Source organism: Pseudomonadota bacterium (assembly GCA_039815145.1).
Lineage (GTDB): Bacteria > Pseudomonadota > Gammaproteobacteria > Steroidobacterales > JBCBZW01 > JBCBZW01.
In genome coordinates, this window is sequence record JBCBZW010000013.1 from 24,147 (window position 1) to 45,697 (window position 21,551).

The 21,551-nt window shown below is 64.8% G+C and carries 15 protein-coding genes; 7 read left to right on the plus strand and 8 right to left on the minus strand.

All coding sequences use genetic code 11. From position 1 onward, the window contains the following. Position 1 precedes the first annotated feature (1 nt). Together AAF184_05830 and AAF184_05835 are read left to right on the plus strand one after the other, a co-directional pair. A complete protein-coding gene (locus AAF184_05830; protein MEO0421834.1) occupies positions 2–802 on the plus strand; it encodes a 3-hydroxybutyrate dehydrogenase in 801 nt (266 codons plus the stop codon). Positions 803–1,160: 358 nt separating this feature from the next. Continuing rightward, entirely contained in the window at positions 1,161–2,327 is a 1,167-nt protein-coding gene (locus AAF184_05835; GenBank protein ID MEO0421835.1) for a hypothetical protein, read from the plus strand. A gap of 89 nt (positions 2,328–2,416) precedes the next feature. Here the strand turns inward: AAF184_05835 and AAF184_05840 are convergent, their stop codons facing one another. The 4 genes from AAF184_05840 to AAF184_05855 all read right to left on the minus strand — a co-directional run bounded on the left by AAF184_05840 (position 2,417) and on the right by AAF184_05855 (position 5,598). Then, positions 2,417–3,601 carry an NAD(P)/FAD-dependent oxidoreductase gene (locus AAF184_05840; protein ID MEO0421836.1) on the minus strand — a complete coding sequence of 395 codons (1,185 nt, stop codon included), beginning with the start codon at positions 3,599–3,601 and terminating at the stop codon, positions 2,417–2,419. A gap of 74 nt (positions 3,602–3,675) precedes the next feature. Then, positions 3,676–4,017, minus strand: a complete 342-nt coding sequence (locus AAF184_05845) for a hypothetical protein (protein ID MEO0421837.1) — start codon at positions 4,015–4,017, stop codon at positions 3,676–3,678. A 29-nt stretch (positions 4,018–4,046) separates the two neighbouring features. Continuing rightward, the gene (locus tag AAF184_05850; GenBank protein ID MEO0421838.1) at positions 4,047–4,367 is read right to left on the minus strand and encodes a metalloregulator ArsR/SmtB family transcription factor; all 321 of its coding nucleotides are present in this window, start codon (positions 4,365–4,367) and stop codon (positions 4,047–4,049) included. Between the two features lie 118 nt (positions 4,368–4,485). Next, positions 4,486–5,598 carry a prepilin-type N-terminal cleavage/methylation domain-containing protein gene (locus AAF184_05855; GenBank protein MEO0421839.1) on the minus strand — a complete coding sequence of 371 codons (1,113 nt, stop codon included), beginning with the start codon at positions 5,596–5,598 and terminating at the stop codon, positions 4,486–4,488. A gap of 181 nt (positions 5,599–5,779) precedes the next feature. On the opposite strand from AAF184_05855, the gene AAF184_05860 reads away from it, so the two are divergent. The 3 genes from AAF184_05860 (at position 5,780) to AAF184_05870 (ending at position 9,323) form a co-directional block, all read left to right on the plus strand. Continuing rightward, positions 5,780–6,055, plus strand: a complete 276-nt coding sequence (locus AAF184_05860; protein MEO0421840.1) for a DUF2277 domain-containing protein — start codon at positions 5,780–5,782, stop codon at positions 6,053–6,055. A gap of 67 nt (positions 6,056–6,122) precedes the next feature. Next, the gene (locus AAF184_05865) at positions 6,123–7,295 is read left to right on the plus strand and encodes a crosslink repair DNA glycosylase YcaQ family protein (GenBank protein MEO0421841.1); all 1,173 of its coding nucleotides are present in this window, start codon (positions 6,123–6,125) and stop codon (positions 7,293–7,295) included. Positions 7,296–7,397: 102 nt separating this feature from the next. Next, entirely contained in the window at positions 7,398–9,323 is a 1,926-nt protein-coding gene (locus AAF184_05870; protein ID MEO0421842.1) for a hypothetical protein, read from the plus strand. Positions 9,324–10,991: 1,668 nt separating this feature from the next. Here the strand turns inward: AAF184_05870 and AAF184_05875 are convergent. From AAF184_05875 to AAF184_05885, 3 genes are all read right to left on the minus strand, one after another. Beyond that, positions 10,992–11,600: a sigma-70 family RNA polymerase sigma factor gene (locus AAF184_05875; protein MEO0421843.1), complete on the minus strand. Its 609-nt coding sequence runs from the start codon at positions 11,598–11,600 to the stop codon at positions 10,992–10,994. Positions 11,601–12,107: 507 nt separating this feature from the next. After that, a complete protein-coding gene (locus AAF184_05880) occupies positions 12,108–16,529 on the minus strand; it encodes a VWA domain-containing protein (protein MEO0421844.1) in 4,422 nt (1,473 codons plus the stop codon). Between the two features lie 185 nt (positions 16,530–16,714). Continuing rightward, positions 16,715–17,524 (minus strand): hypothetical protein, encoded by an 810-nt coding sequence (locus AAF184_05885; GenBank protein MEO0421845.1) that lies wholly within the window; start codon positions 17,522–17,524, stop codon positions 16,715–16,717. 445 nt (positions 17,525–17,969) lie between these two features. On the opposite strand from AAF184_05885, the gene AAF184_05890 reads away from it, so the two are divergent. After that, positions 17,970–18,638, plus strand: coding sequence for a DsbA family protein (locus AAF184_05890; GenBank protein ID MEO0421846.1), 669 nt, complete (start codon positions 17,970–17,972; stop codon positions 18,636–18,638). A 23-nt stretch (positions 18,639–18,661) separates the two neighbouring features. On the opposite strand, the gene AAF184_05895 is transcribed toward AAF184_05890, so the two are convergent. Beyond that, a complete protein-coding gene (locus tag AAF184_05895; GenBank protein ID MEO0421847.1) occupies positions 18,662–20,362 on the minus strand; it encodes an integrin alpha in 1,701 nt (566 codons plus the stop codon). Between the two features lie 196 nt (positions 20,363–20,558). Between AAF184_05895 and AAF184_05900 the strand changes: the two genes are divergently transcribed. After that, the gene (locus tag AAF184_05900) at positions 20,559–21,272 is read left to right on the plus strand and encodes a peptidylprolyl isomerase (protein MEO0421848.1); all 714 of its coding nucleotides are present in this window, start codon (positions 20,559–20,561) and stop codon (positions 21,270–21,272) included. Positions 21,273–21,551 lie beyond the last annotated feature (279 nt).

Below are 21,551 nucleotides of genomic sequence, written 5' to 3' on the forward strand. Positions count from 1 at the left end.
GATGAACGACTCGACGGACAGCCTCTCGGGCAAGGTAGCGATCGTGACCGGATCCACCAGTGGTATCGGCTTGGGGATCGCGACCACCCTGGCCCGCGGCGGAGCCCGCGTCGTATTGAACGGCCTCGGCGATCGCGCGCAGATCGATACCGCGATCGACGCCGTGCGCAGCGTCGCCTCGGCGGACGTACGCTACGACGATGCCAACCTGCTCGACCCGCAGCAGATCGAGCAACTCGTCGCGCGCACGGTGCAGGCCCACGGCCGCCTCGACATCGTGGTGAACAACGCGGGCATGCAGTTCGTCTCCCCCGTGGAGGAGTTCCCGACCGCGAAGTGGGACGCCATCATCGGCCTCAATCTCTCCGCCGTCTTCCACACGATCCGCTGCGCCACGCCCCATCTGCTGGCGGCGGGGTGGGGCCGCATCGTCAACATCGCCTCCGCCCACGCGCTCGTCGCCTCGCCCTACAAGTCCGCCTACGTGGCAGCCAAGCACGGTGTGGCAGGACTGACCAAAACCGTCGCCCTGGAGTTGGCCACCAAGGGCGTGACAGTCAATGCCGTCGCCCCCGGCTACGTGAAGACACCGCTGGTGGAGAACCAGATCCGCGCGACGGCGCAGGCGCGCAGCATGCGCGAGGACGAGGTGGTCGAGAAGGTCATGCTGGCCGCGCAGCCCACCAAGCGCTTCGTCACGATCGATCAGGTGGCGGCGATGGTGGCGTTTCTATGCACCGACGAGGCGGCGTCGATCAACGGAGCCGTGCTCAACGTCGACGGTGGGTGGACGGCGCAGTAGGTCTACGGGGCGTCACGCTCAGGTACGTGTCGAACCGCCCACTCCCGAGAAGATACCGCCTGACCAATTCGCACTCATCCGCGGCCTGCTGGCTGACGAGCGACGGGACGCGCGCTATTGCTCTCTCAAGCGCCCGAACTCAGCCGATAGCGCCGAATTCAGCAATGAATGCGGATACAACATTTTTGCAAACCACCTACAACTCAGGCACTTGCTAGCACAGCCTTAAGCAACAGGCACGCCGACTGGTTGCCGCCCTATTGCGGACATTCCCGTCACCTTCCTATGTTCCAGCGACGTTCGAATCCTCACTCACTCGGGGGCTCGCACCCCGACGATCAACTTTGGAAGGTGTCTAATGAAACGGTTACCACTGAACGGGAATGCTCCCGTCTCCCTCCTACCAATCACGCTAGGCGCATTGCTCACGGTCACCGTCGCGGCCGTCACCGCGCCCACCGCCAATGCCGACGTGCCTGCGCACACGGTGGCGTTCTTCGATACCTCCACGTGCCCCACGGGCTGGGTGGAAGCTGAGTACGCAAAGGGGCGCCTGCTGGTCGCGCGTGCCGCGGGTGACGAGGTGGGTGTGCAGGTCGGCGATCCCCTGACCGCGAACGAAGTGCGCCACCACGAGCATCACTACGAGATCGATATCCGCTTGCCGCCGAAGTCGATCTCAGCGGCCGCGGGCTCCACCAGCGGGGGTGCCAAGCGAGGCACCTACACCCTGAAGGGGAACACCGCGACGGAGTCCGTCGATCTGCCCTTCGTCCAACTCATCGCCTGCGAACGTGCCGATGACGGCAACAACGCCGATGCCCTGCTGCCCTTCCAGGCCAGCTTCTTCAACGCCACCTCATGCCCCACGGGCTGGACCGCCTTCGAGGCCGCGTCCGGTCGCTTCATCGTGCCCCTGGCGTCGGCGGGCAATAACCTCGGCGCCGCGGGTGGACAGGCCTTGGCGTCGGGCGAGGTGCCGCAGCACCAGCATCGCCTCACAGGCACGATTTCGCTCGAAGATCGCAGCTACGCGGCTATCACCGGCTGTTGCAATAACTCCCTGGCGCGTAAGACCGATGTCGGCATCAACGGCTTGAGCGAAGGCGCGCTCGCCAGCATCCCCTACGTGCAGTTGCTGATGTGCTTGCGCTCGGGACCGCCAGCGCCTGCGCCCCTGCCGAGCGGCATGATCGGGTTCTTCCCGGTGGGTGAAGTGGGCAGCTGCCCGACGGGTTGGAGTGTGATCGACGACTCGCAGGCGGGACGCCTCATGGTGGGCCTGCCGGCCGGCGGATCACCCGGCGCCACCTTCGGCGGTGACGCCCTGGCGAATCAGGAAGTGCGGCTACATACGCACGCCTTCAGTGGCGCCTTCGAGCCGGACGAGTACAAGCCTGCCGTCATCCGAGGGTGCTGTGGGGGCGGCTATGCGAAGCACAAGACCTACGCCTACGACGACCACTCCTTGCCATCCGATGCGCGCGCGCCGTATCTACAAATGCAGGCGTGCCGGAAGGACTAGGCCTTGCTCGGGACGTGGCACTGATCCAACACAGTGTTCGCTTTGGAGGGGAGTCCGTGAGACCAGGGCTCCCCTTCCGTCGATAGCGCCTAGTCGATACTCGGCAGGAACACCTCGGACGCCAACGTCTTCAACTGCAACGAGTAGAACCCCGGCAGTCGCCCCGTCGGCGCCACCACCGCGTTGCGGAATACTCCGAAGGAGGCGTGATCCGACTGGTAGAGCGGCGTCAGAAAGCGGCTGAGTTGCCGCACGTACTGCAACTGCCACTGCCGGCGACGCCACCATCGCTCGAGGGCCGCATCGATGTTACCGGCGCCCTGCTCGAGACCGCACGCGAGCAGATACGCATCCAACAGCGCCATCGTGCAGCCCTGCCCCAACTGGGGACTGGTCGCGTGACACGCATCGCCGATGGCGACCAGGCGCCCGGCGTAGGGCTTCGGCGTCCACACGTCGCGGTAGGTCGCCGAGATGAGATCGCCCTGCTCGAGGGGCTCGATCGACGACGCGGCCTCGGGCCAGAAGTCAATCAGCGCTCGCTTGATCTGCGCGGACTGCGCGACATCTGCTCGGCGAACGTCGGCGACCTTCACACTCCAGTACAGGGCCGCCTTATAGCCACCGTGCTCCTTCAGCACGGGCAGGATGCCCATCATGCGATCCGCGCGACGGCAGCGTTGGTGCAAAAGGTCCGGGGCAAAGCCCGACGGGAGATCGATGGTCGTCCAGACACAGCCCCACGCGTAGGCCTTGTTTGTTCGCCGATGGAACAGCTGATCGGTGAGGTCGCTGTTCGCTCCTGCGCTCAACACGCAAAGATCGTAGGACGCGGAGTCGCCGCCCACCCGCACAGACGCGGCAGCCTCATCGGTGGCGACCGTATCGACGGTATGCCCCCAACGGAACTCGATGTCGTCGCAACGCAGCGCCTCGTGGTAGAGGGCAGAGTAGATCGTACTCCGCTGGACGCCGAGCCCGTGCCGCGGGGGCCCTCTCAGGTCACGGTAGTCCAGATCGAGGATCGCGTAACCGGCGGTGGTTTTCGACTGCAGCCCGGTGATGGGCACGGCGTGGGTGAGCACGTCATCTAGCACGCCGAGTTTGCCGAGCACGGCTTGCCCCGGCGGCTGGAGCAGAAAGCCGGCGCCGACGGGGCCCGGCGACTCGGCTCGCTCGTAGACCGTCACCTTGGCACCGCGGCGCGCCAGCGCGATCGCCGAGGCCAGCCCGCCGATGCCGCCGCCGATGATCGCTATCTCATAGGGATGCACTGGCGCTGATCGCCGCTACTAGCAACGCCTTCATTAGCTGCCTGGGATGTCCTCGTCAGGCAGCATCGTTGCCGTCAGACCAGCTCCACCGGCCCGTGGTCGTCGCAGTGATCGCCGTGCGGGTGGTGCAGATGACCGTCCACCAGGTAGTCGACGTGATCGCCGTGGGGCACCGCCGGGTGTCCGCAGCCGGGGCCGTGCACATGGTCAGGGTCATGGCCCTTGCAGCTGTGAGCGGCGCAGCCGTCGGGGTTGGCATCGGACACCTCGATCACGTGCTCGTCGTAGTGGTCTTCGTGGGCGCAGTGAAGGTGGCCGTCGTGGAGGTAGCCCACATGGTCACCGTGCTGGAGGGCGACGTGGCCACAGTCGGGGCCGTGCTTGTGGGGATGGTTCTCGTGGATGTCGTGGGCCATGGTCTGTGGTCTCTCCTGGCGTTGCTCGATCAGGGGTGTCCGCCGGGGTCCGCGTGGTCCAGAACGTTCCGAACCAGGGTCTCCACATGGGAGTCCGCCAGCCGGTAGAACATGTCCCGGCCTTGGCGGCGGCGGGCGACGAGTTCCTCCTTCAGGAGGACTCGTAAGCGCTGTGAAGTGGTGGACATCTCGGCCTCGGTCAGCTGCGCGATCTCCGTCACCTGGTGTTCCCCGTTCAGGAGCAGTTCCAGGATGCGCAGGCGCGCCGGGTCACCGCCCGCGCGGAGCATCCCCGCGGCACGGTCGAGGACCGACTGGGCGCGGAGGGTAGATGAGGGGGAGGTGGGCAAGCGGATCGCCTTCATAACGTTTCAACACTTCATCATTTCATCATATATATCTCCTGAGGGTAGAACAACCGACTGTTGCCAGGGCGGGGCGCGGTGACGCACCCCACCCTGGCTGCCGCTACTGCTCCGTGGCCACCGTGTCGAGGAGGAACTCGATGCCGTTGACATCCATCGAGGTGATGAACAAGTCTTTGACTCGAATCGAGATCTGCTGGATCCGCTGGGCCGCCTGGAGCTCGCTCACGGTGTCCCCCGCCTGCTGCGCCTGGTCGGCGGCCGCCGCCTGACCGGCGATGGCGTTCTGCACCCCCGCGGTATCGCCCATGGCCGAGACGGCATCGGCAATCGAGAGGTAGGTGAACCCATCGCGCCAGTCGTCCGAGGCGAAATCGTCCGCCACCAGGAACCACCCGCTGACGTCCTCACCGGCGGCACCGACGCCGAGCTCGCCACGGGCCGCCTGCAGCATGCGGCTGCCGAGGCCGCCGAGGAAATCATCGGAGGTGCCGTCGATCCAGCGCTCGCTGAAGAGCTCGTCGCCCCTGATCAGACCGTCGATGTCGAGGTCCAGGTTGCCGAGCAGCTGGCGGGTTTCCGGAAACTCGTCCGAGCGAATGAAGTCCGCGATGTCGACGCCCGTGCCCTGCACCGCCGCCGCCGCTTCCACGGCGAAGGCGCGTAGCAGTCTCGCCGTGGCCTCCTCCTGGCGCTCGCGTGCCCCGGGGGTTTGCACCTCCACCAGCGCCTCGCCCACCTGGAACAAGGTGTCGACAGCCGGGCCCGGGATGGCCGGCTCCGCCACGATCGCCACGAAGGGCGCAGGATCCGGGAACGGCAAGCCCGCCTCGGCGAAGAGACCTTCGAAGAAGGCGCGGCGCTCGCTCAGGGGCTCGAGGGTGAAGTAGTAGCCGGCGTCGCTGCCGTCGAGGGCGTCCTCGTCGAGGGGGCAGAGCCCGTCGCCGTCGGTGCGCCACCACTCGGCCAGCTCCGCCAGGTCCTTAGGGCCACGGCCAAAGGCTTGAGCGAAGTTGTCCGACGGGCAGACGAATGTTCTCAAGGTAGTGGTGGCGTCACTCCTCGCCGCCGCCTCGCGCGCTGCCTGCACAGCCGGTAGCAGGAGCCCGACGACCACGCCGACCACGGCGATCACGACGAGCAATTCGACGAGGGTGAAGCCGGCGGCCTGACGGCGACGGTGGATGGGCGCAGCGGCGCGGGGGTAGAGGGCCATGATGTTGTTCTCCTGTGCGGTGGTGAGTTAGGGGCGCCGTTACGCCCTCGATCTCCTACTACGCAAGAAGCGAGGAATTCCTGACATCGCAGCGCGAAGAAAGTGGCGATCCCGTGACAGGCCGGCGGTGCTGGGGGAGACTGAAGCCTGCAGACAGCGCTACCGCCCAAGGAGCCTAGGGATGTGCCGCAACATCAAGACCCTGTTCAACTTCGAGCCGCCCGCCACGGACGAGGAGATCCGCGCCGCGGCCCTGCAGTTCGTGCGCAAGCTCAGTGGCAGTACCCGCCCCTCCCAAGCCAACGCGCAGGCCTTCGAGCATGCAGTCGACGGCGTGGCGGAGGTGGCCAAGGAACTGCTCGAGGCGCTGGTGACCTCTCAGCCCCCGCGCGATCGTGAGGTGGAGGCAGCGAAGGCGCGGGCAAGATCGGCGAAGCGCTTCGGGGTGCGCGCGTAAAGCCCAGCCCCTAACAGGGCCGAGCACTAGCAGCGGCTTTCGGTGACTGGATGCTAGGCTCCCCCGAATGGCGCTAACCATCTCCAATCGCGATGCCCGGCGGCTGTGGCTCGACGCCCAGGGCCTCTCGCGCACACCCACCGGTAAGCTCGACCTCGACGCACTGATCACCTCCCTCGGATTCGTGCAGCTCGACTCCATCCGCGCCGTCTCGCGGGCCCATCACCACATCCTGTGGAGTCGAAATCAACACTACCGCGAGCCCATGCTGAATCGCGCCCTCGCCCGCGATCGACTGATCTTCGAGCACTTCACCCACGATGCGTCGGTGTTACCAATGGCCTTCTATCCCGCGTGGAGTCGGCAGTTTCGGCGCATGGAAGCGAAGGTGCGCGGCTGGGAGTGGCACCGCGCGATGCTCGATGCCAAGGGACGGCGTGCGCTAAGGGATCGTATCGCGGCGGAAGGACCGCTCTCCACCGAGGCCTTTGACACCAAGGCGAGCGGTGATAGGGAGATGTGGTCGCGACCACCGCACAAGCTGGCCCTCGACTACATGTGGTACGCCGGCGAGCTCTCGACGTCGCACCGGGTGAACTTCAAGAAGTTCTACGACCTGACGGAGCGGGTGATCCCGTCTGAGCATCTTCGCGAGGCGTGGTCGGATGAGAAGCAAATCGACTGGCTTTGCCGCGAAGCGCTGGTGAGGCTTGGATTCGGCACACCCGGGGATGTTCAACGATTCTGGGATGCGGTGTCCTCCGCGGAGGTGAAGGCGTGGGTGGAGGCTCACCGAGCGGAGCTCGTGGAGGTGAGTGTCGGGTGTGCCGATGGTTCGGCGTACAAGGCGCTTGCCTTACCCGACATCGAACAACGCATAGCTGAGGCACCTGCGCCGACCAGCCGACTTCGCATCCTCAACCCGTTCGACCCTGTCATCCGGGATCGCGCTCGCCTACAGCGCTTATTCGGCTTCGACTACCGGATCGAGATCTTCGTCCCGGCGGCAAAGCGGCAATGGGGCTACTACGTGTTTCCGCTGCTGGAGGGAGATCGCTTCGTAGGGCGGCTCGAAGCCAAGGCGGATCGTAAGGCAGGTGAGCTGCGCGTGCTGAATTTCTGGCCAGAACCACGGGTCAAGTGGACCTCCGCGCGGTTCGACAAGCTGGAGGCCGAGCTCGGGCGACTCTGCCGCCTGGTGAACGTCGACGCCACGGCGTGGGAAGTTAGCCCGGCGTAGCCACGACAACACATTCAATAGCTACCGTACCGCGGCAGTCGCTATACTCACTCTAGATCGTCGGCGCCGCGCTGACGATGAAGAGCCGAGAGTGATGATTTTATGAGTATTCAGCGCTGCCTAACGCTCCTGCTATGCGGGATGGTTTACGGCATGCCGGTGGGCCATGCCGCCATCCCGGCCCGCCCCGTGGATGATGGAGCCACGCTCCTACGCCTCACCGAGCGCAACCTCCCCCCTGGCTACAGTGCGAACGTCAGCGTGGCCTGCCAGGTCGTGATCAAGTCCTCGGGGCGCACGGGCACCGCCAAGTGCGCGAGCTTCGACCCCGACACGCGCAGCGACGCCGCGCTGCTGATCGCCGCGCTGCACCGAGGCCTGGCGCACGCCCGCTTCACACCTGCCAAGTTCCTGGGCGACGATCGCGCCGTGGTCGCCACCCTGCGCCTGGACGCGACGTGTGAGGCCGGTGAGTGCGACTGGCGTCTGCGGCCGAATTTCGGCCTGCATCCGGACTACGCCGAGGCCCAGCACTACACCGCACCCCAGGAGATCCTGCCCGACGGCAGCACCTGGGCGGATCGCCTCCTGCGCGCCCCCGCCTGCAAGGGCAAGGACATGCAACGGGCCTGTCGCGGAGATCTCGCTTACGGCATGACCCTCGTGGTGGAAGTGGACGAGAGGGGCGAGGTCGATTCGGTCAGCATGGCGGCACGGGCGCAGGAGGCGCGCCCGTCCGACGTGGTGGGTCAAGCGGCACGGGGCTTGCTCGGCACGAAGTTTGTCCCCGCCACCCTCGACGGCAAGGCGTTAGGCACGCGCAGCGTACTGCTGGCGTTGCACCACAAGTCGGTGAAACGACTCCTCACTAAAGTGTGCGTCGAGGAGCCCCTGGACGGGGGTCGTATGCCCGACGTCGACTGCTACGACCGCACGGGCCCCGTCGCGCTGGAGGACCAGCAGCAACTGGTGAGCTGGATGCGGCTCCCGCCCAGCGCGATGGACGAGCCGACGCGGGAAGCTTCCGTCGCCGTCACCCTGGGGGCACCTGCGCCACCATCGGCCCCGGCAGGACCGAGCCCCTGTCCCAACTTCCCCTTCGGCACCGAAATCGAGGGCCTTTGCTACTACCCCGCCATGCCCGATGCCGGCCGGCGACCGCTGACGAAGCTGATCGGCACCCCCGACATCCGCAACGCCCGCGACGGCGAGGCCAGCGTGCTCTGCCAGGTGGAGGTGAACACCAAAGGCCGAATCGAGACCAGCAAGTGCTTCACAGAGCAGGGCAACACCTTCCCGAACAGCTGGAGCCCGTCCCTTGCCGTGCAGCGCGCGCTGAACGCCGCGCAGTTCCTGCCGGCGAGCATCGAGGGCGCACCGATGTCTGTGGCGATGCCCCTGCGCGTTCACGTCGTGTGCCGCAAGGGCCGCTGCGAACGCACTGTGACACCCAACTTCGGCATGCTCCGCGGGCAGTTGGGTGAGCCCTACGTGGCACCCCAGGAGATCATCGACTCGGTGACCTGGTATGAGCGCCTGCTGCGCAGTGAGGCGTGCCAGATACACAAGGGTATCGACCCGGGCTGCGACGGACTGCGGGGCTACCAGATGCGCCCGATCGTGCGGGTGGCGGGTGATGGCGCGGTGGCGGACTTCCTTGGGGGCGCAGCTGAGCCGTCCAGCGCTATCGACGAGGCTGCCTACCGGGCGCTGGCTCAGGGGCGCTTCATCCCAGGGCATCTCGATAGCGGGGCCGCGTTGGAGCTGCCTGTCATGGTGCCCTCGTTACACGCGCGCAAGAACCGGTTGGTCTCGCGTGCGCATTGCCTGCCGAGTGCCACGGGCAAGCGGTGCTACAGCGAGCAGGAGTTGGCGGAGCATCTCGCCACGCTGAATACGACGACGGGCGTTGGGGTGCTCGGACTGATCAACCCGGACGTCCTGTTCGATCCAACCGGGCGGCAGTGGTCTATTGGGTCGAGTTCGCCCGCGTATCGGGTGCGTAGCGCTAGGGATAGGCCGGAGTAGGGACGTCGTCGGCGCGAATGGGCGCCACTGCATCGCTGAACGGCTCTCCGGTCAACCACCGTTGACCGGAGAGCCCCCCTTGAGCCCTTCAACCCAATTGATGATCGCCCATGGCAAGCCTAAGCCTCCGAATAGCGCGATACTTAGTCTTGTCGAATTGATCTGGGGATAGTGCCAATTCCTCACAGACGTCGTTCTTCTCGGCATCCAACAACTGAGAAATGAGGAGGCGTCGGTCTCGTTCCATTCTTAGAGTACTGATACGCGACTTTAGGTGGCAATGCACTTGCTCATGGAAGACTGTATCCTCCGCACTCCTCGCATTCGACTCCAGCTGGTCTAGCTGCGAAGTCGAAAGATGACTCTCCCTTCCCCGCCTCCTCCAGATCTTGAAGACCATGTTCCTCGCGACAGCGATCGCATAGGCAACGCACGGACCCGAGATCTCACCTGCACGACGCTTGGTGATAGTGACGACTAGCGTCTCCTGCATCACGTCGTCCTCGGCCATTGGATCCAAATCAAATCGTTTGAGATACCCTCTGAGTCGAGGAATTAGCTCTCTCAACAGCCCACCCTCGTCCTCGAATGGACCGCCAGTCGCCGACGGATCATGCGGTGATACTCCTCGTTCCCCCGCACGACTCGAACCTGCGGAGTCGCACCCAGCGACGAGGACCTTTCCGTCCGCGTAATCAGCTCTAGAACTCTCTTCCATCGCGTCCTCCATCAGCGGTGAATCAAGCGAATACGATCTTCGCCAACCGCTGCGGAGATGAGCTGATGATCTTCTATGGGATATCTACATGCAGTCTCCAGGGGACTACGGGCAACTGAACCGAGTCTCCATTCGAAGTGGAGTTTTCTGACAAGAGTCTGACGAGGAGCTTACAGTTGGATGCTGACCCGCACTGCTACCGCAGCCCGAGGTGCACTAGTGGGGTTTACTGAGAAACCGAGCCAGCGCGGTAGCGGCCTTCTGCGCTAGCTCTTGCTGACGCAAGACTGACTTCCATGTGTCCAGAGGCAACTCGAAGTCGCAACAGCCAATCAGGTGACCATCGACGCGCGTCCGAAGCTTGAATAGAACCCTAAGACCTTCTTCAGAGAGCAGTGCAGTTCCCGTTATCATAAGGTCAGACTGTGGGTCTATTGCTGAGTCGCTATCAATCACCCTAAATGGAGAATTGCCCTGACCCCAGAGCGCGTGAAGCAGTAGCGCGCGAAGACTGCCGAGTGAGTCTACGACTTGGTCACTTTGGGATAGTGACTCGATGGGACCTACCGATACCGAGGGCAGCGCTGCCCGCGCCCCAACCCCTGTTCTCTCCTCGAACGGCGACCGCTCTACTCTTGAAACAGGCTGACAGAGTCGATAACCAACGCCTCGAGCGTTGTGAATGTACCTAGCCTGGCGGGAACATTGGAACAAGCTGCGTAGCTGACGGACCAGCGAGTGGACCGAGTTGTTTAGCATGGCTGATTGATTCCAAACGGCAGTGTCGATCGCCGTATATGGTACGACCTCTCCCGGTGACTCGATCAAGAGTTGAAGCAACTTAAGGGGCTTCAGCGGAATTTGCCGCTCAGGCTCACCCGGTCGCCGCAAGGTCATGGCTGCGGTGTCCACGAGCACGTCACCTATGAGCCAGAGCGGAGACTGCGCACTCATCGTGTAGGCTCGCCGACAGCACGATCAAAAATGGCCCGAAACCTACTCCTGGCCCGGTACAGCAATCGATCGAATTGGCGACTGGTCACACCTAAGGATGCGCAGATTGACTGCTTTCCCTCCTCGTGCAGGTAAAGGCGCCTGAGAATCTCTCGATCTCGGGACGTCGCTTCTTGAAGTGCTGATAGGCACCGCTCCACTTCCTCAATCAGCTCTGTGGTTGTTTGAGGACCGGGACCAGGATCTAGCTGTTCGTCGACATCGCTGTATGTCTGAGCTGAAGCATGTCGTCTGTGCTGGTTGATCGCGACGTTTCTTACAACCGCGGCAACATAGGCAGTCAGATTGGAGCCCTTGTGGAGCGACCCGGTACGCAGGCGCTGTAGAACCCGCATTAGCGCTTCTTGGGCGAGATCGTCCGCCGAGAGATCTTTGTCCCCAGCATAGCGACGAGCTAGTTGCAGAGTAGGCCGATAGACAATCGCAATGAATTGATTCTCGGCTCCACCATCGCCACTGGCTATCCGGTCGGCGAGGTCGCACAGCACCTCGGCACTAGACCGGGTCGACTCGGGTTCGGCCTCAGGCTCGCGTTTATCACTCATCTGCCCGCCCCTCGACGCTCACCGCAGCTTTCGCTACGGCGTGAGATAGACGCAACAGTGCACAGAGAACGAGCAGGATATACCCGAACGTTCGTGGCCGAGACCAGGGAGGCGGGGAGCAGAAAACGACAGCAGACTGCGACACGCCAATCCGCTCTCGCGATCAGGTTGCCGCCTGCGCGCGAGAGCTTGGGTCGGGTTCTTGGGTTAGCACCATTGCACCGAACCCTTAGAACACTACGTCTGGGATAATTTCGATGTCAAGTGCGACATTTGGGGGTGTCGCGCGTTATACACACTGACAGCAGATTGCACGCCAATCTGGGTAGGGGCGGTTGCCGCCGCCCCTGCCAGTCTTTCCCACCCTGCCAGAACCCGTGCTCTAGGCCTCTCGGAATCCCAAGATGGGAGCTGACGTTGCGCCGCATCGGTGAAACTTTTTGATGCCCCAGAAGCGATATGAAGGGCGCCGACGATTGCCGACGCCCCAGTTCTCGCGCTTAAACCCTACAACTCGCCAGCCGGCCCCGGCACACCGCCCAGCATGCCCTGGAACAACTGCCAGTCCTTCCGCCCCACGACGCCGTCCCCGTTGAGATCCGCATCAGGATCGGCGCTGCCGTAGCGGTCACGCAGGATCTGCCCGTCGGCGGCCTCGACCAGCCCATTGTCGTCCAGATCGGCATCGCAGTAGTTGCCGAAGCCGTCCGCGTTGCTGTCGCGCTGATGCGGGTTCGCCACCAGCGTGCAGTTGTCGTGGACATCGGGCACCCCGTCGCCGTCGGCGTCCGGGATGGCCGCCAGCTCAATCTCGCCCAACCAGGTTTCATCGCCGATCACGACCGTTACCTCCTCCAGGTGGAGTGACTCGTAGCCGGGATAGCTCACGTCGAGATCGTAGGTGCCGGGGTCGAGCTTGAGCGAGAAGCTGCCTGCGTTGCCCGTGAAGGCGGGGGCGGCCGAAGAGTGTCCGGCCACTTGCACCATCACGCCCGCCTGGTGCCCTGCGTCCTCGAGCGTCACCAAACCGTTCACGTAGGCGACCTCGTTGACGGCCACCACGCGGGTGCTGGCCTGGTAGATCGACGACGACCGGTTACCGGCGGCGTCCTGGTACTCCACGTAGACCTGGGCGTAGCCGTCTTCCGGCGCCAGCACCCAGGGCAGCACCTGGCTGTAGGGCTGCCATGGTTCGGCGGACAGATCGAACTGATTGCCGATGCGCACCTGCGTCACGTCGCTGTTGGCCGTGAGGCGCAGGGTGACGTTCGCGCTCGTCACCACATCGGCGCCGGCCTCGATCAGCACGCTGCCGATGGGTGGCATCGGGTCCGCGTTGGGCGTACCGGAGACCACGCGACTCGGCATCCCCAGCACACCGTTGGCCCCGACGGGCTGCACCCGGTAGTAGTAGGTCTGGCCGTTGGTGAGACCGAGGTCGTGCCACAGGCCATTGAGGGCCGGTTCGCGCGCCACTTCGTTGAAGGGACCGTTTTCGTTCAGGCTGCGCAGGAAGATCACCTCCTGGTAGGCCTCGGCCACCTGGTAGCGGAGCAGGTTGGCGTTGGGCAACAGCATGCCTTCGGGCATGGGCATGTGCTCGTAACGGTAGTTGATCACCTCCACGTCGATGGGCTGGCGGATCGCGTCGTCCTCGCGGGCGAAGGGGTTGGCTCCGCGGTCGAGCTCCGAGGTATCGACCTCGCCGCCGCGATCGCTGTCGAGGTAGCAGGGGTTGAGGCCCGCCTCCCATTCGATGCCGTTGCGCAGGCCGTTGCCGTCGGCGTCTTCGCCATCGTCGGCCACCATCGGGTCGAGGCAGGCGTGCAGGTGCTCGTAGCGATCCGGCATGCCGTCGCCGTCCGTGTCCGCCGGCGGGAAGTCCGGGTTGGCCGGCACCTCGAACACCTGGAAGGATCGGGTGACCGAACGGGTGAACGGCACGCCGAGGTTATCGACACCGCTCGCCTCCACGGTGACCTGGTAAGAACCGTCGAGGCCGCTGCCCGGCAGGTCAGCCCCGTCGGCCAGGCTGTAGGCCGTGGTGCGGGGGTAGGCGTTGGCGTATACGCCGTCGTTGGCATCGCCGTCGCCGTTGCTGCCCTCATCGTAGAGGGGGAGCTCGATCACCGTGCCGTCGGGGTGACGCACGCTGGCCGTCAGCTCCGCCTGGGTGATGAAGGCGTGTTGGTCGTACAGGCTCACGATCAGGGGCATCGGCAGACCGCGCAGGTAGTCGGCGCCGTAGAATGCCGCCGCCGGGTCGTCCACCTTCGGGCCGAACTCGAGGTCGAGTTGAGCGCTGCGACGATCGGCGCCGGCGAGCACCGCCAGCAGTTCCACCGGGTTGCCGTTCGACTGCACCTGCATCTGCCACAGGCCCGGTTCCATGGCGCCGACGTGGACCACCACGTGCGTGTCACGGATCAGGATCTCCGCGTCGGCCTGACCGTCGCTCACGATGCTGCCGTCGGGGCGCAGCACGGTCACGTCGAGTTCGTCATCCGCACTCGCCCAGTTGAAGACGAAGCGAGTCTCTTCCACGCCCTCGCTCTCGACGCGGTAGACCGCGCTGTAGAGCCCATCCACCACCGGGTTGGCCTGCCAGAAACGTTCGTGGTCGAGCATCTTCTCGGCCGAGATCAGGAACGTGTTCGCAAGGCGGTTGGCCAGGCGTGAGGGGTTGAGCTGTTGACCCTGCTGCATCGGACCGAAGCGCGCCGGGGCGCTGCTGCCCGTGCTGTCCTCGTCGTCCACCTTGTAGTAGACGCCGTCGGTGCTGTTCGCGATCTCCTGCAGCAGTACCTGGTCCGCGTCGTCGCCCAGGGCGATCGTGTTGACCCGGGTGCCGAGGGCTTCGATCTGGGCTCGCACGTCATCCCAGTAGGACGGTGCCGTCTCCACGCCGTCGCTCAGCAACACGATCCAGTCCTCGCCCTCCACCGAGCCGTTCAGACCGAATTGCGGCCAGGCGATGTCCAGGCCGTCGCCGACGGAGGTGTAGCCGCCCGTGCCCAGGTTGCTGATGGCTTGTTGCAGGCTGTCGCGCTGCCCGTCTGTCGCCTGGCCCAGGTCGACGTGCAGGGTGGCATCGTCGGCGAAGCTCGCGAGGCCCATGTAGTCGAGATCTTCGCGGGTGATGTCCGCCATCAGCGACGCGGCGTTCTGGGCCGCCTCGAGCTTGGAGCTCGGATCGCCGTTGGTCATGCTGCCGGAGGTGTCGATCACCAGCATCTGATCCAGCTTACGCGTCTGATAGCTCACCGCATCCACCTTCACCACGGAGGCGAGGGCGCCGAAATTCACATGCAAGTCGTAGGTGTTCTCGTCAGGCTTCTCCGGGGGAAGCACCGTGAGCCAGAACTCATCGCCCATGTAGGCGCCGCCGAGAATGGTCGCTTCGTCCTCCCACCACAGGTTGGTGCCCACGTACACCGTGAATTCCTCCGCGCGCAGACCGCGGACCAGGGCGCCGCCCAGCTCCTCGGGTCCGGAAACGGTGAGGCGCACCTGCATGGCGCGGGGCGCATCGTTCGGGCCTACGAGTTCCTGCTGTACGTTGTTCGGGTGATGTACGGCCAGGCCTGCGGAGCCGCAGACCACGTCCCAGTCCACCCAGTCGGTCTCGTTGCCGCCGATGAAGGCGATACCGATCTCCTCGATGCGCGCTGCGCCGGATTGCTGCAGGAACGACACGGTCGCGTCCTCGTCCCCGCGTACGATCACGTCCATCACCTCGGCGTCGGCGAGCACCGGCACCACGGCGATGTCCACCAGCTCGTTCTCACGCACAGCCACGCCAACCACATCGTTGGGCAGGCACTGGGACGGCACGGTGATCTTGGCGAAGCGCGACGACCAGGCGTCGACGCCGTTGTTGGTGCTGTGCACGGGAATGACGTTGCCTGCAGATTCGATGGTGCCGACTGCGGCGAACACCGTGCCGTTGCTGTCCTCCTCGTCGAGGTAGCGATAGGCCTTGCCGTAGTTGGTGTAGTCGTAATCCTTCACCAGGTTGGTGATGACGTAGTCTCGGAACCAGTCTTCGAGGGAGTCATCGGAGCCGAAGGTGGCGATGGTGGTTTGCACCACACCCGGCACGTCGGGCTTTTCTCGCCGCGAGACTTCCTTCCAGAGTTCGAGGATAAAGTCCGAGCCAGCGTTCGTGGTGTTCATCGGCGTCGGCGCGTAGGACTCCGCCATGTGTTTCCAGCCGAGGGCGGCCCAGTAGGACAGGTTCCAGAAGTTGCGGTTCGGATCCTCGAGCGCCGAGCGGGCATGCCCCATGAAGTCAGAGTTCTGCCAAGCGTCGAGATCGGGGTAGACCTGGTCTTCCATCATGCGCGCCGTGCCTTCCCACAGGGTTCGGCCCCACGGCAGATAGTCGGCCATGCGATTCTCGGCGTACTCGTACTGGATGTGGTGGAACAGCTCGTGACCCACCACCCGCCGCACGTCGTTCTCGGGCTTGGCACACCAGGTGATGGCGGGCAGGTTGATGCGGATGTTCTCGGCATTGCCATTGTCACAATCAGCATCGTCATGGGGGCCGCCGGGGCTGCAGTTCCAGATGTAGAACTCGTCGTCGCGACCGTCGAACGTGGGCGCTCGGAAGCCGAGGTCCGTGTAGCCCGGGTGGTAACCCAGGGGAGCGCCGAACATGCCCACGCCATCGATGTCGTCGAGGGCGTTGGCGACGTTGAGCACCTGATTGATCGGGAAGAAATCACCCCGCGGATCATCCCCGGTGGGGATGTCGGTGGTGCCGCCGCAGTTCCAGGCCGGGTCGCTGCTGAAGCGGATGTCGTAGTCGAAGGTGTTGGTGCTCAGGACGTCGAGCAGTTCATCGTTGTGGTGCGCTTGGGCGGCAAGGGCCACCAGGGACAGCACCGCGATCGCAGCCACCTTGGCGATGGTCGGGCGGTTCATGGTCGTTCTCCAGGAAGAGCGTGTCGATCGCACCAGCGAGTGATCGGGTCACGGCGGGTGCAGGGTCGTCGCGTGCTTGCGCAGTGCGACTTGGCTATTCCTGCGCGATTGGAGGCCGGGAGGGGTCAGGGGGTCGTTCGAAGGGCCCGCCCGCTAACTCCCGGGCGGGCGAGCCCCTCCAACCCTCAGCGCGCGTAGGTGGCGGAGAGTTGCAGGCGCGCGTTCGCATCTCCAGCGCCGTTGTCGAACCACAGCACGATCAAGCGACCCTCGCCACGCGCGATGGGCGTCATGCGGTCGATGGTGAAGCCATTGCCGGTGACGGTGATCACCGCCGGCAACTTCTCGCCGCGCTGCGTCTGCAATTCCACCATGAGCAGAGAGCGGTTGGCCCCCTCAGGGAAGCTGACCTGGCCTTCCAGACCGTTGATAGCTTGTTCCCCGTCGTCGTTGTGGACGAAGGCCAGGCCGCCGCCGTGGTCCATGGCCGTAATGCTGGTGCGCATCAGATCGACGTTGGCCTCGAAGCCAAAGCGCGGGAATGGGTTCACCTCGATGACCACACCGTCAACGGAGGACTCGATCGACGGGGTGGCCTTGATCTCCACGTCCTTGCCCGAGTCATCGGGCTGGATGTTCGTGATCTTGAGGTCTACACAATCATCGCTATCGACGTTGTTGTCGAACTGTACGTGCCAGCCGCCGGAGTCAGTTCCTGTAGCTGCCTTACCGCCAACCTCTACGTTGCCTGCCGTGCCGTTGTCGATGGTGATCGTGACATCGTCCATGCCCGCCCCACCGGGCAGGTCGTTGCACAGCTTGCCCGCGGCGTCGGGCCCCGACGTGGGGATGGCGGCCGGATCCAGCTTCGCCACCGAAGTGGTCCCTCCGGATAGCTTCTTGGTCGGCAGGGGGATCGTGGCCGCGATGACCACGGTGGCCAGGACGAAGGCGCAGGCGCACACGGTGGTGGCTAGTAGTTGTTGCTTGTGCATGGAGACATCCTCTGTTCGGTCGGGCGGCATCCGGGCCGCCTGGGTTGAGTTGGAGAGCGAAGACCGTCGCGGTGATCTCGGCTCAACACATCCGGAGTACCGCGGGCGAGTGATTGCCCCCGACGGATCCGAATCCATCGAAGAGGTGAATATTTTTATTAGTTATTGATTACATTCATGGCGCGAAACCAGCTTCAGGCCACCGAAGTAACGTACGGGCGGAGCCCCGCACCGTGCATTGACGGGTTACTGCGAATGGCGTGTTCGGCGAAGAACTCAAGCGAGCGAGGTCGCTAGAGCGATTGCCTGCGCAGGCGATGCACGCCCCAAGGTACTCAAGCGATTCGTCGCAGTACTCGAGCAGCTGGCCGCACTCGACGACGAGTGCCACCGGTAGCGTACGGTGCTACGCTCGCGAGATCGGGTCCTACGGAGCGCCTACGCAATGACTGCTCGCGTCGTATTCGTCTTCGACTTCATCTCCCCCTACGCATACCTGGGCTGGCACCGAGCGCAGCAGGAGCTCATGCCGCTGGGCGTGACGCTTGAGCCGCGCCCGGTGCTATTCGCGGCCATGCTCGATGCCAATGCCACCAAGGGGCCCGCCGAGATTCCCGCCAAGCGCATCTACACGTGGAAGCACGTAGTGCGCCTTGCCCACGAGCAGAAAAGGCGGATTCAACCGCCGCCGGCGCACCCGTTCAACCCATTGCTAGCGCTGCGGGCAGTCACGGCTATCGAAAACGTTGATCAGCGTGTACGAGCCATTGACGCGATCTTCAATGCGGCGTGGGAGCGGGGCGAGGCGATCACGGATGCTGCCAACGTACGAGATCTGCTGGCGGCGGCGGGCCTCGACGGCGCAGCGCTCGTCACTGCGACCACCAACGAGGACACCAAGCAGCGCCTGAAGGGCGCTACAGCCTGGGCTATCGGCCACAGAGTGTTCGGGGTGCCGTCCTACCTCGTGGGTGACGAGGTGTTCTGGGGCCAGGACAGCGTGCCGCACGTCATCGCCCATCTGCGTGGTGAGGACCCCGCCGCGGGAGCGTTCGACCAATGGCGGGACTTGCCAGTTGGCACGAGCAGGCAGGGTGCTCAGGAGCGGCGATAGGGCGCGCGCGACATTGCTGCGAGCTACGGCGGTGGTGCTTGCCGCCCGTAGACGATGTAGGCCTCACCCGCGTTCTGCCCCACCTGCGTATTCGCCGCTGCTGCACCGACGAGCAGATCAGGCACACCGTCGCCGTTGAAATCGCCGGTGCCAGCCAGCGTAGCACCCGTGTCACTGACGCCCCGAAAGCCCTGCAGCACAACCCCCTGCGACCCATCACCCCCGCCGGAGACCAGCAGGGTGCCCAGGTCGAACTCGGCGGGAAGGCCGCCGTCGCGACCGAACACCACATAGACCCCACCGGCGCGACCGAAGGGGCCCAGGTCGCTGGCGCCGATCATGAGATCGTCGATGCCGTCGCCGTCGACATCTCCCGCCGCGCTCACGGCGTCGCCCGTGCGCTCACCGTTGGCGCGCGCCGCGCCGCGCAGCACGAAGCCGATGGTGCCATCTCCGCCTTGCTCGGGGGTGACGTCCAAGACATCTACACGCGCTGGCCAACCCGTGTCGCGACCGTACAGCACGAAGGCCTGGCCGACTTCCGTGCGGCCGCCGACCTCTGCAAGTTCGTCGCCGAGCACGAGGTCTTCGATGCCATCGTGATTGACGTCGCCGGCACGACTGCCGGCACGGATGCGGCCTTCCAACACCACACCGACGCTGCCATCGCCGCCGACTTCCGGGTTCAGCGACACCGCGTCCAGCAGCGGCGGGAACGGTGCCAGGGAGCCGAACACGAGGTAGGGGCCGTAGAGCAGATCGCAGATCCCGTCCGCGTTGACATCGCCCGCCGCTCCGCCCCAGAAACCGAGACTGTCGCCGTCGCCCCCGACGATCACGAATCCGCGGCTTCCGTCGCCACCGTTCTGGGGTAACAGGGTGGCCAAGGGCAGAAAGCGGCCGAGTCCATTCTCGTCACCAAAGACCACGAACACTGCACCAGAGTTAGCAACTCCGCTCGGTTCAATGTCGAAGTCACCGATGAGTAGATCGTCGATGCCGTCGCCGTTGACGTCGCAGTCACCGCCAACCGTGCTACCCGCGGCCGCACGCGGTGCCATGCCTGCGCCCACCAACACGGCGCCATCGCTACCGTCGCCCACGAGCAGGCTGCGCAGGGGGAATACGGCTGGCAAGTCGCTACGCCCGTAGATCACGAAGGTCAGACCAGGGCTTGGGTTAGGTTCGGTCATGCCGAGGGCGAGGTCGTCGATGCCGTCGCCGTTGACATCGCCGATGCGGCCAGCCGTGCCCAGGCGCCCCTCGCGCAATAGCCCGGGAATGATCATGCCGCGACTGCCATCGCCGCCCGCCGCCGGATCCAGCAGGGAAACGCTGAACTGCGCTGGCAAGCCGTCGGGGGTGCCGTAGAGCAGGTAGACCTGCCCCGCGTCGGGCAGGCCATCGACCCGCGACGACGGCGCGGTGATGAGGGCGTCGTCGAAGCCGTCATCGTTGACGTCCCCCACCCAGGCCACCGACGCCCCAAGGCTCTGGGCGCCACCCTGGACGGCGGCCGACACGACGGACCCTTCGGAGCCATCGCCGCCCGCGTTGGGGAGCAGGGAGGAGAGCTCGATGACCGCCGGGAACGGTTGGGCTTGGGCGCCTAGGAGCGGACTCGCCGCGAGCACCGTGCTGAGGAGGCGCGCCAACAATCGGCGACCATGCCCACGCTGCACTGCGAGGCGACCCTGTCGTGACATCCCATCGGTCGAATGCATGGCGGACCTCCTGTCCTGCTGTGGGCCGTAGCCCGTTGCGCAAACTCGCCGTCCAATTTCGGTGACGCCCGTACGCCACAGGCAAAGGGTACACCCAATCAGCAATTGGCCGGCTTAGGTTTTGCAAACCCCGCGCGCACGACGTGCTGTTGCAGCTGCTACTCTCCGAATGATGTGTTCGGCTAGGCGGAAGGCTATGCAACGACTCGTACTAATCCCTCTGATCATCGCCACACTGTGGCTTAGCGCATGTGGCAGCCGGGCGCCGGAGTATGCCGCCGCCCACATCCTCGTCAGTCACGCGGATGCTAGCCAGGCCACTCAGCTACGCACCCGCCAAGAGGCGCGCGCCCGGGCGGAAGAGCTCGCGCAGCAAATCGCTGCTGACGGTAGCAACTTCGCCGAGCTGGCCCGGCAGTACAGCGACGGCCCCAGCGGCCCGCGTGGGGGTTACCTCGGCGGCTTCCGCTCGGGGCAGGTGGTGCCGCAGTTCCAGGCTGCGGTGGAGTCACTGGAGATAGGCGACTTCACCCGCTCCCCCATCGAGACCCCCTTCGGGTATCACCTCATCATGCGCATGCCGCTGCCCCAGCCGCTCGGCGCCAACCACATCCTGATCGCCTACGAAGGTGCCAGCCGTAGCAAGGCGACGCGGAGCAAAGGGGATGCAGCGCGCCTGGCTAGCGAAATCCTTGTGCAGGCGCTAGACGAGGGGGCGAACTTCGGGTCTCTCGCTCGTCAGTACAGCGACGGGCCGAGCGGTCCGCGTGGAGGCGCGCTGGGCGAGTTCGAAGAGGGCAAGATGGTCGCGGCCTTTGAGGCGGCAGTGAAGGCAACGCAGGTGGGGGAGGTGCACGGGAAGGTGGTTGAGACCGAGTTTGGGTTCCACATCATCGAGCGCACGAAGTAGAGATCTGAGACCGTGAGCACCAGCGCCAGCGGATCCCAGCCAAAGGACGACTTCGGCGACTGCTCGAAAGCACTAACGATTTCCAACGCAACCCGCTCTCCGCCGAGGCTGCTCGGCGCTCGGCGCCTGGATGGACACGCCGAGTGGGAACCCTGAACCGGGCCTCGGCTCACGATGCACGACAGATGCGGGAATGCGAGCGTGGGCCGAGCACACAGGCACCCAGCTGACGTTGCGGGGCGCACGGACTATTTAGCATAACGGTGGCGCCCGCCCAAG

Coding starts and splice junctions, on each gene's coding strand:
- AAF184_05830 (MEO0421834.1), top strand. CDS start 2: ATGAACGACTCGACGGACAGCCTCTCGGGCAAGGTAGCGATCGTGACC.
- AAF184_05835 (MEO0421835.1), top strand. CDS start 1,161: ATGAAACGGTTACCACTGAACGGGAATGCTCCCGTCTCCCTCCTACCA.
- AAF184_05845 (MEO0421837.1), bottom strand. CDS start 4,017: ATGGCCCACGACATCCACGAGAACCATCCCCACAAGCACGGCCCCGAC.
- AAF184_05855 (MEO0421839.1), bottom strand. CDS start 5,598: ATGGCCCTCTACCCCCGCGCCGCTGCGCCCATCCACCGTCGCCGTCAG.
- AAF184_05860 (MEO0421840.1), top strand. CDS start 5,780: ATGTGCCGCAACATCAAGACCCTGTTCAACTTCGAGCCGCCCGCCACG.
- AAF184_05865 (MEO0421841.1), top strand. CDS start 6,123: ATGGCGCTAACCATCTCCAATCGCGATGCCCGGCGGCTGTGGCTCGAC.
- AAF184_05870 (MEO0421842.1), top strand. CDS start 7,398: ATGAGTATTCAGCGCTGCCTAACGCTCCTGCTATGCGGGATGGTTTAC.
- AAF184_05875 (MEO0421843.1), bottom strand. CDS start 11,600: ATGAGTGATAAACGCGAGCCTGAGGCCGAACCCGAGTCGACCCGGTCT.
- AAF184_05880 (MEO0421844.1), bottom strand. CDS start 16,529: ATGAACCGCCCGACCATCGCCAAGGTGGCTGCGATCGCGGTGCTGTCC.
- AAF184_05885 (MEO0421845.1), bottom strand. CDS start 17,524: ATGCACAAGCAACAACTACTAGCCACCACCGTGTGCGCCTGCGCCTTC.
- AAF184_05890 (MEO0421846.1), top strand. CDS start 17,970: ATGACTGCTCGCGTCGTATTCGTCTTCGACTTCATCTCCCCCTACGCA.
- AAF184_05895 (MEO0421847.1), bottom strand. CDS start 20,362: ATGCATTCGACCGATGGGATGTCACGACAGGGTCGCCTCGCAGTGCAG.
- AAF184_05900 (MEO0421848.1), top strand. CDS start 20,559: ATGCAACGACTCGTACTAATCCCTCTGATCATCGCCACACTGTGGCTT.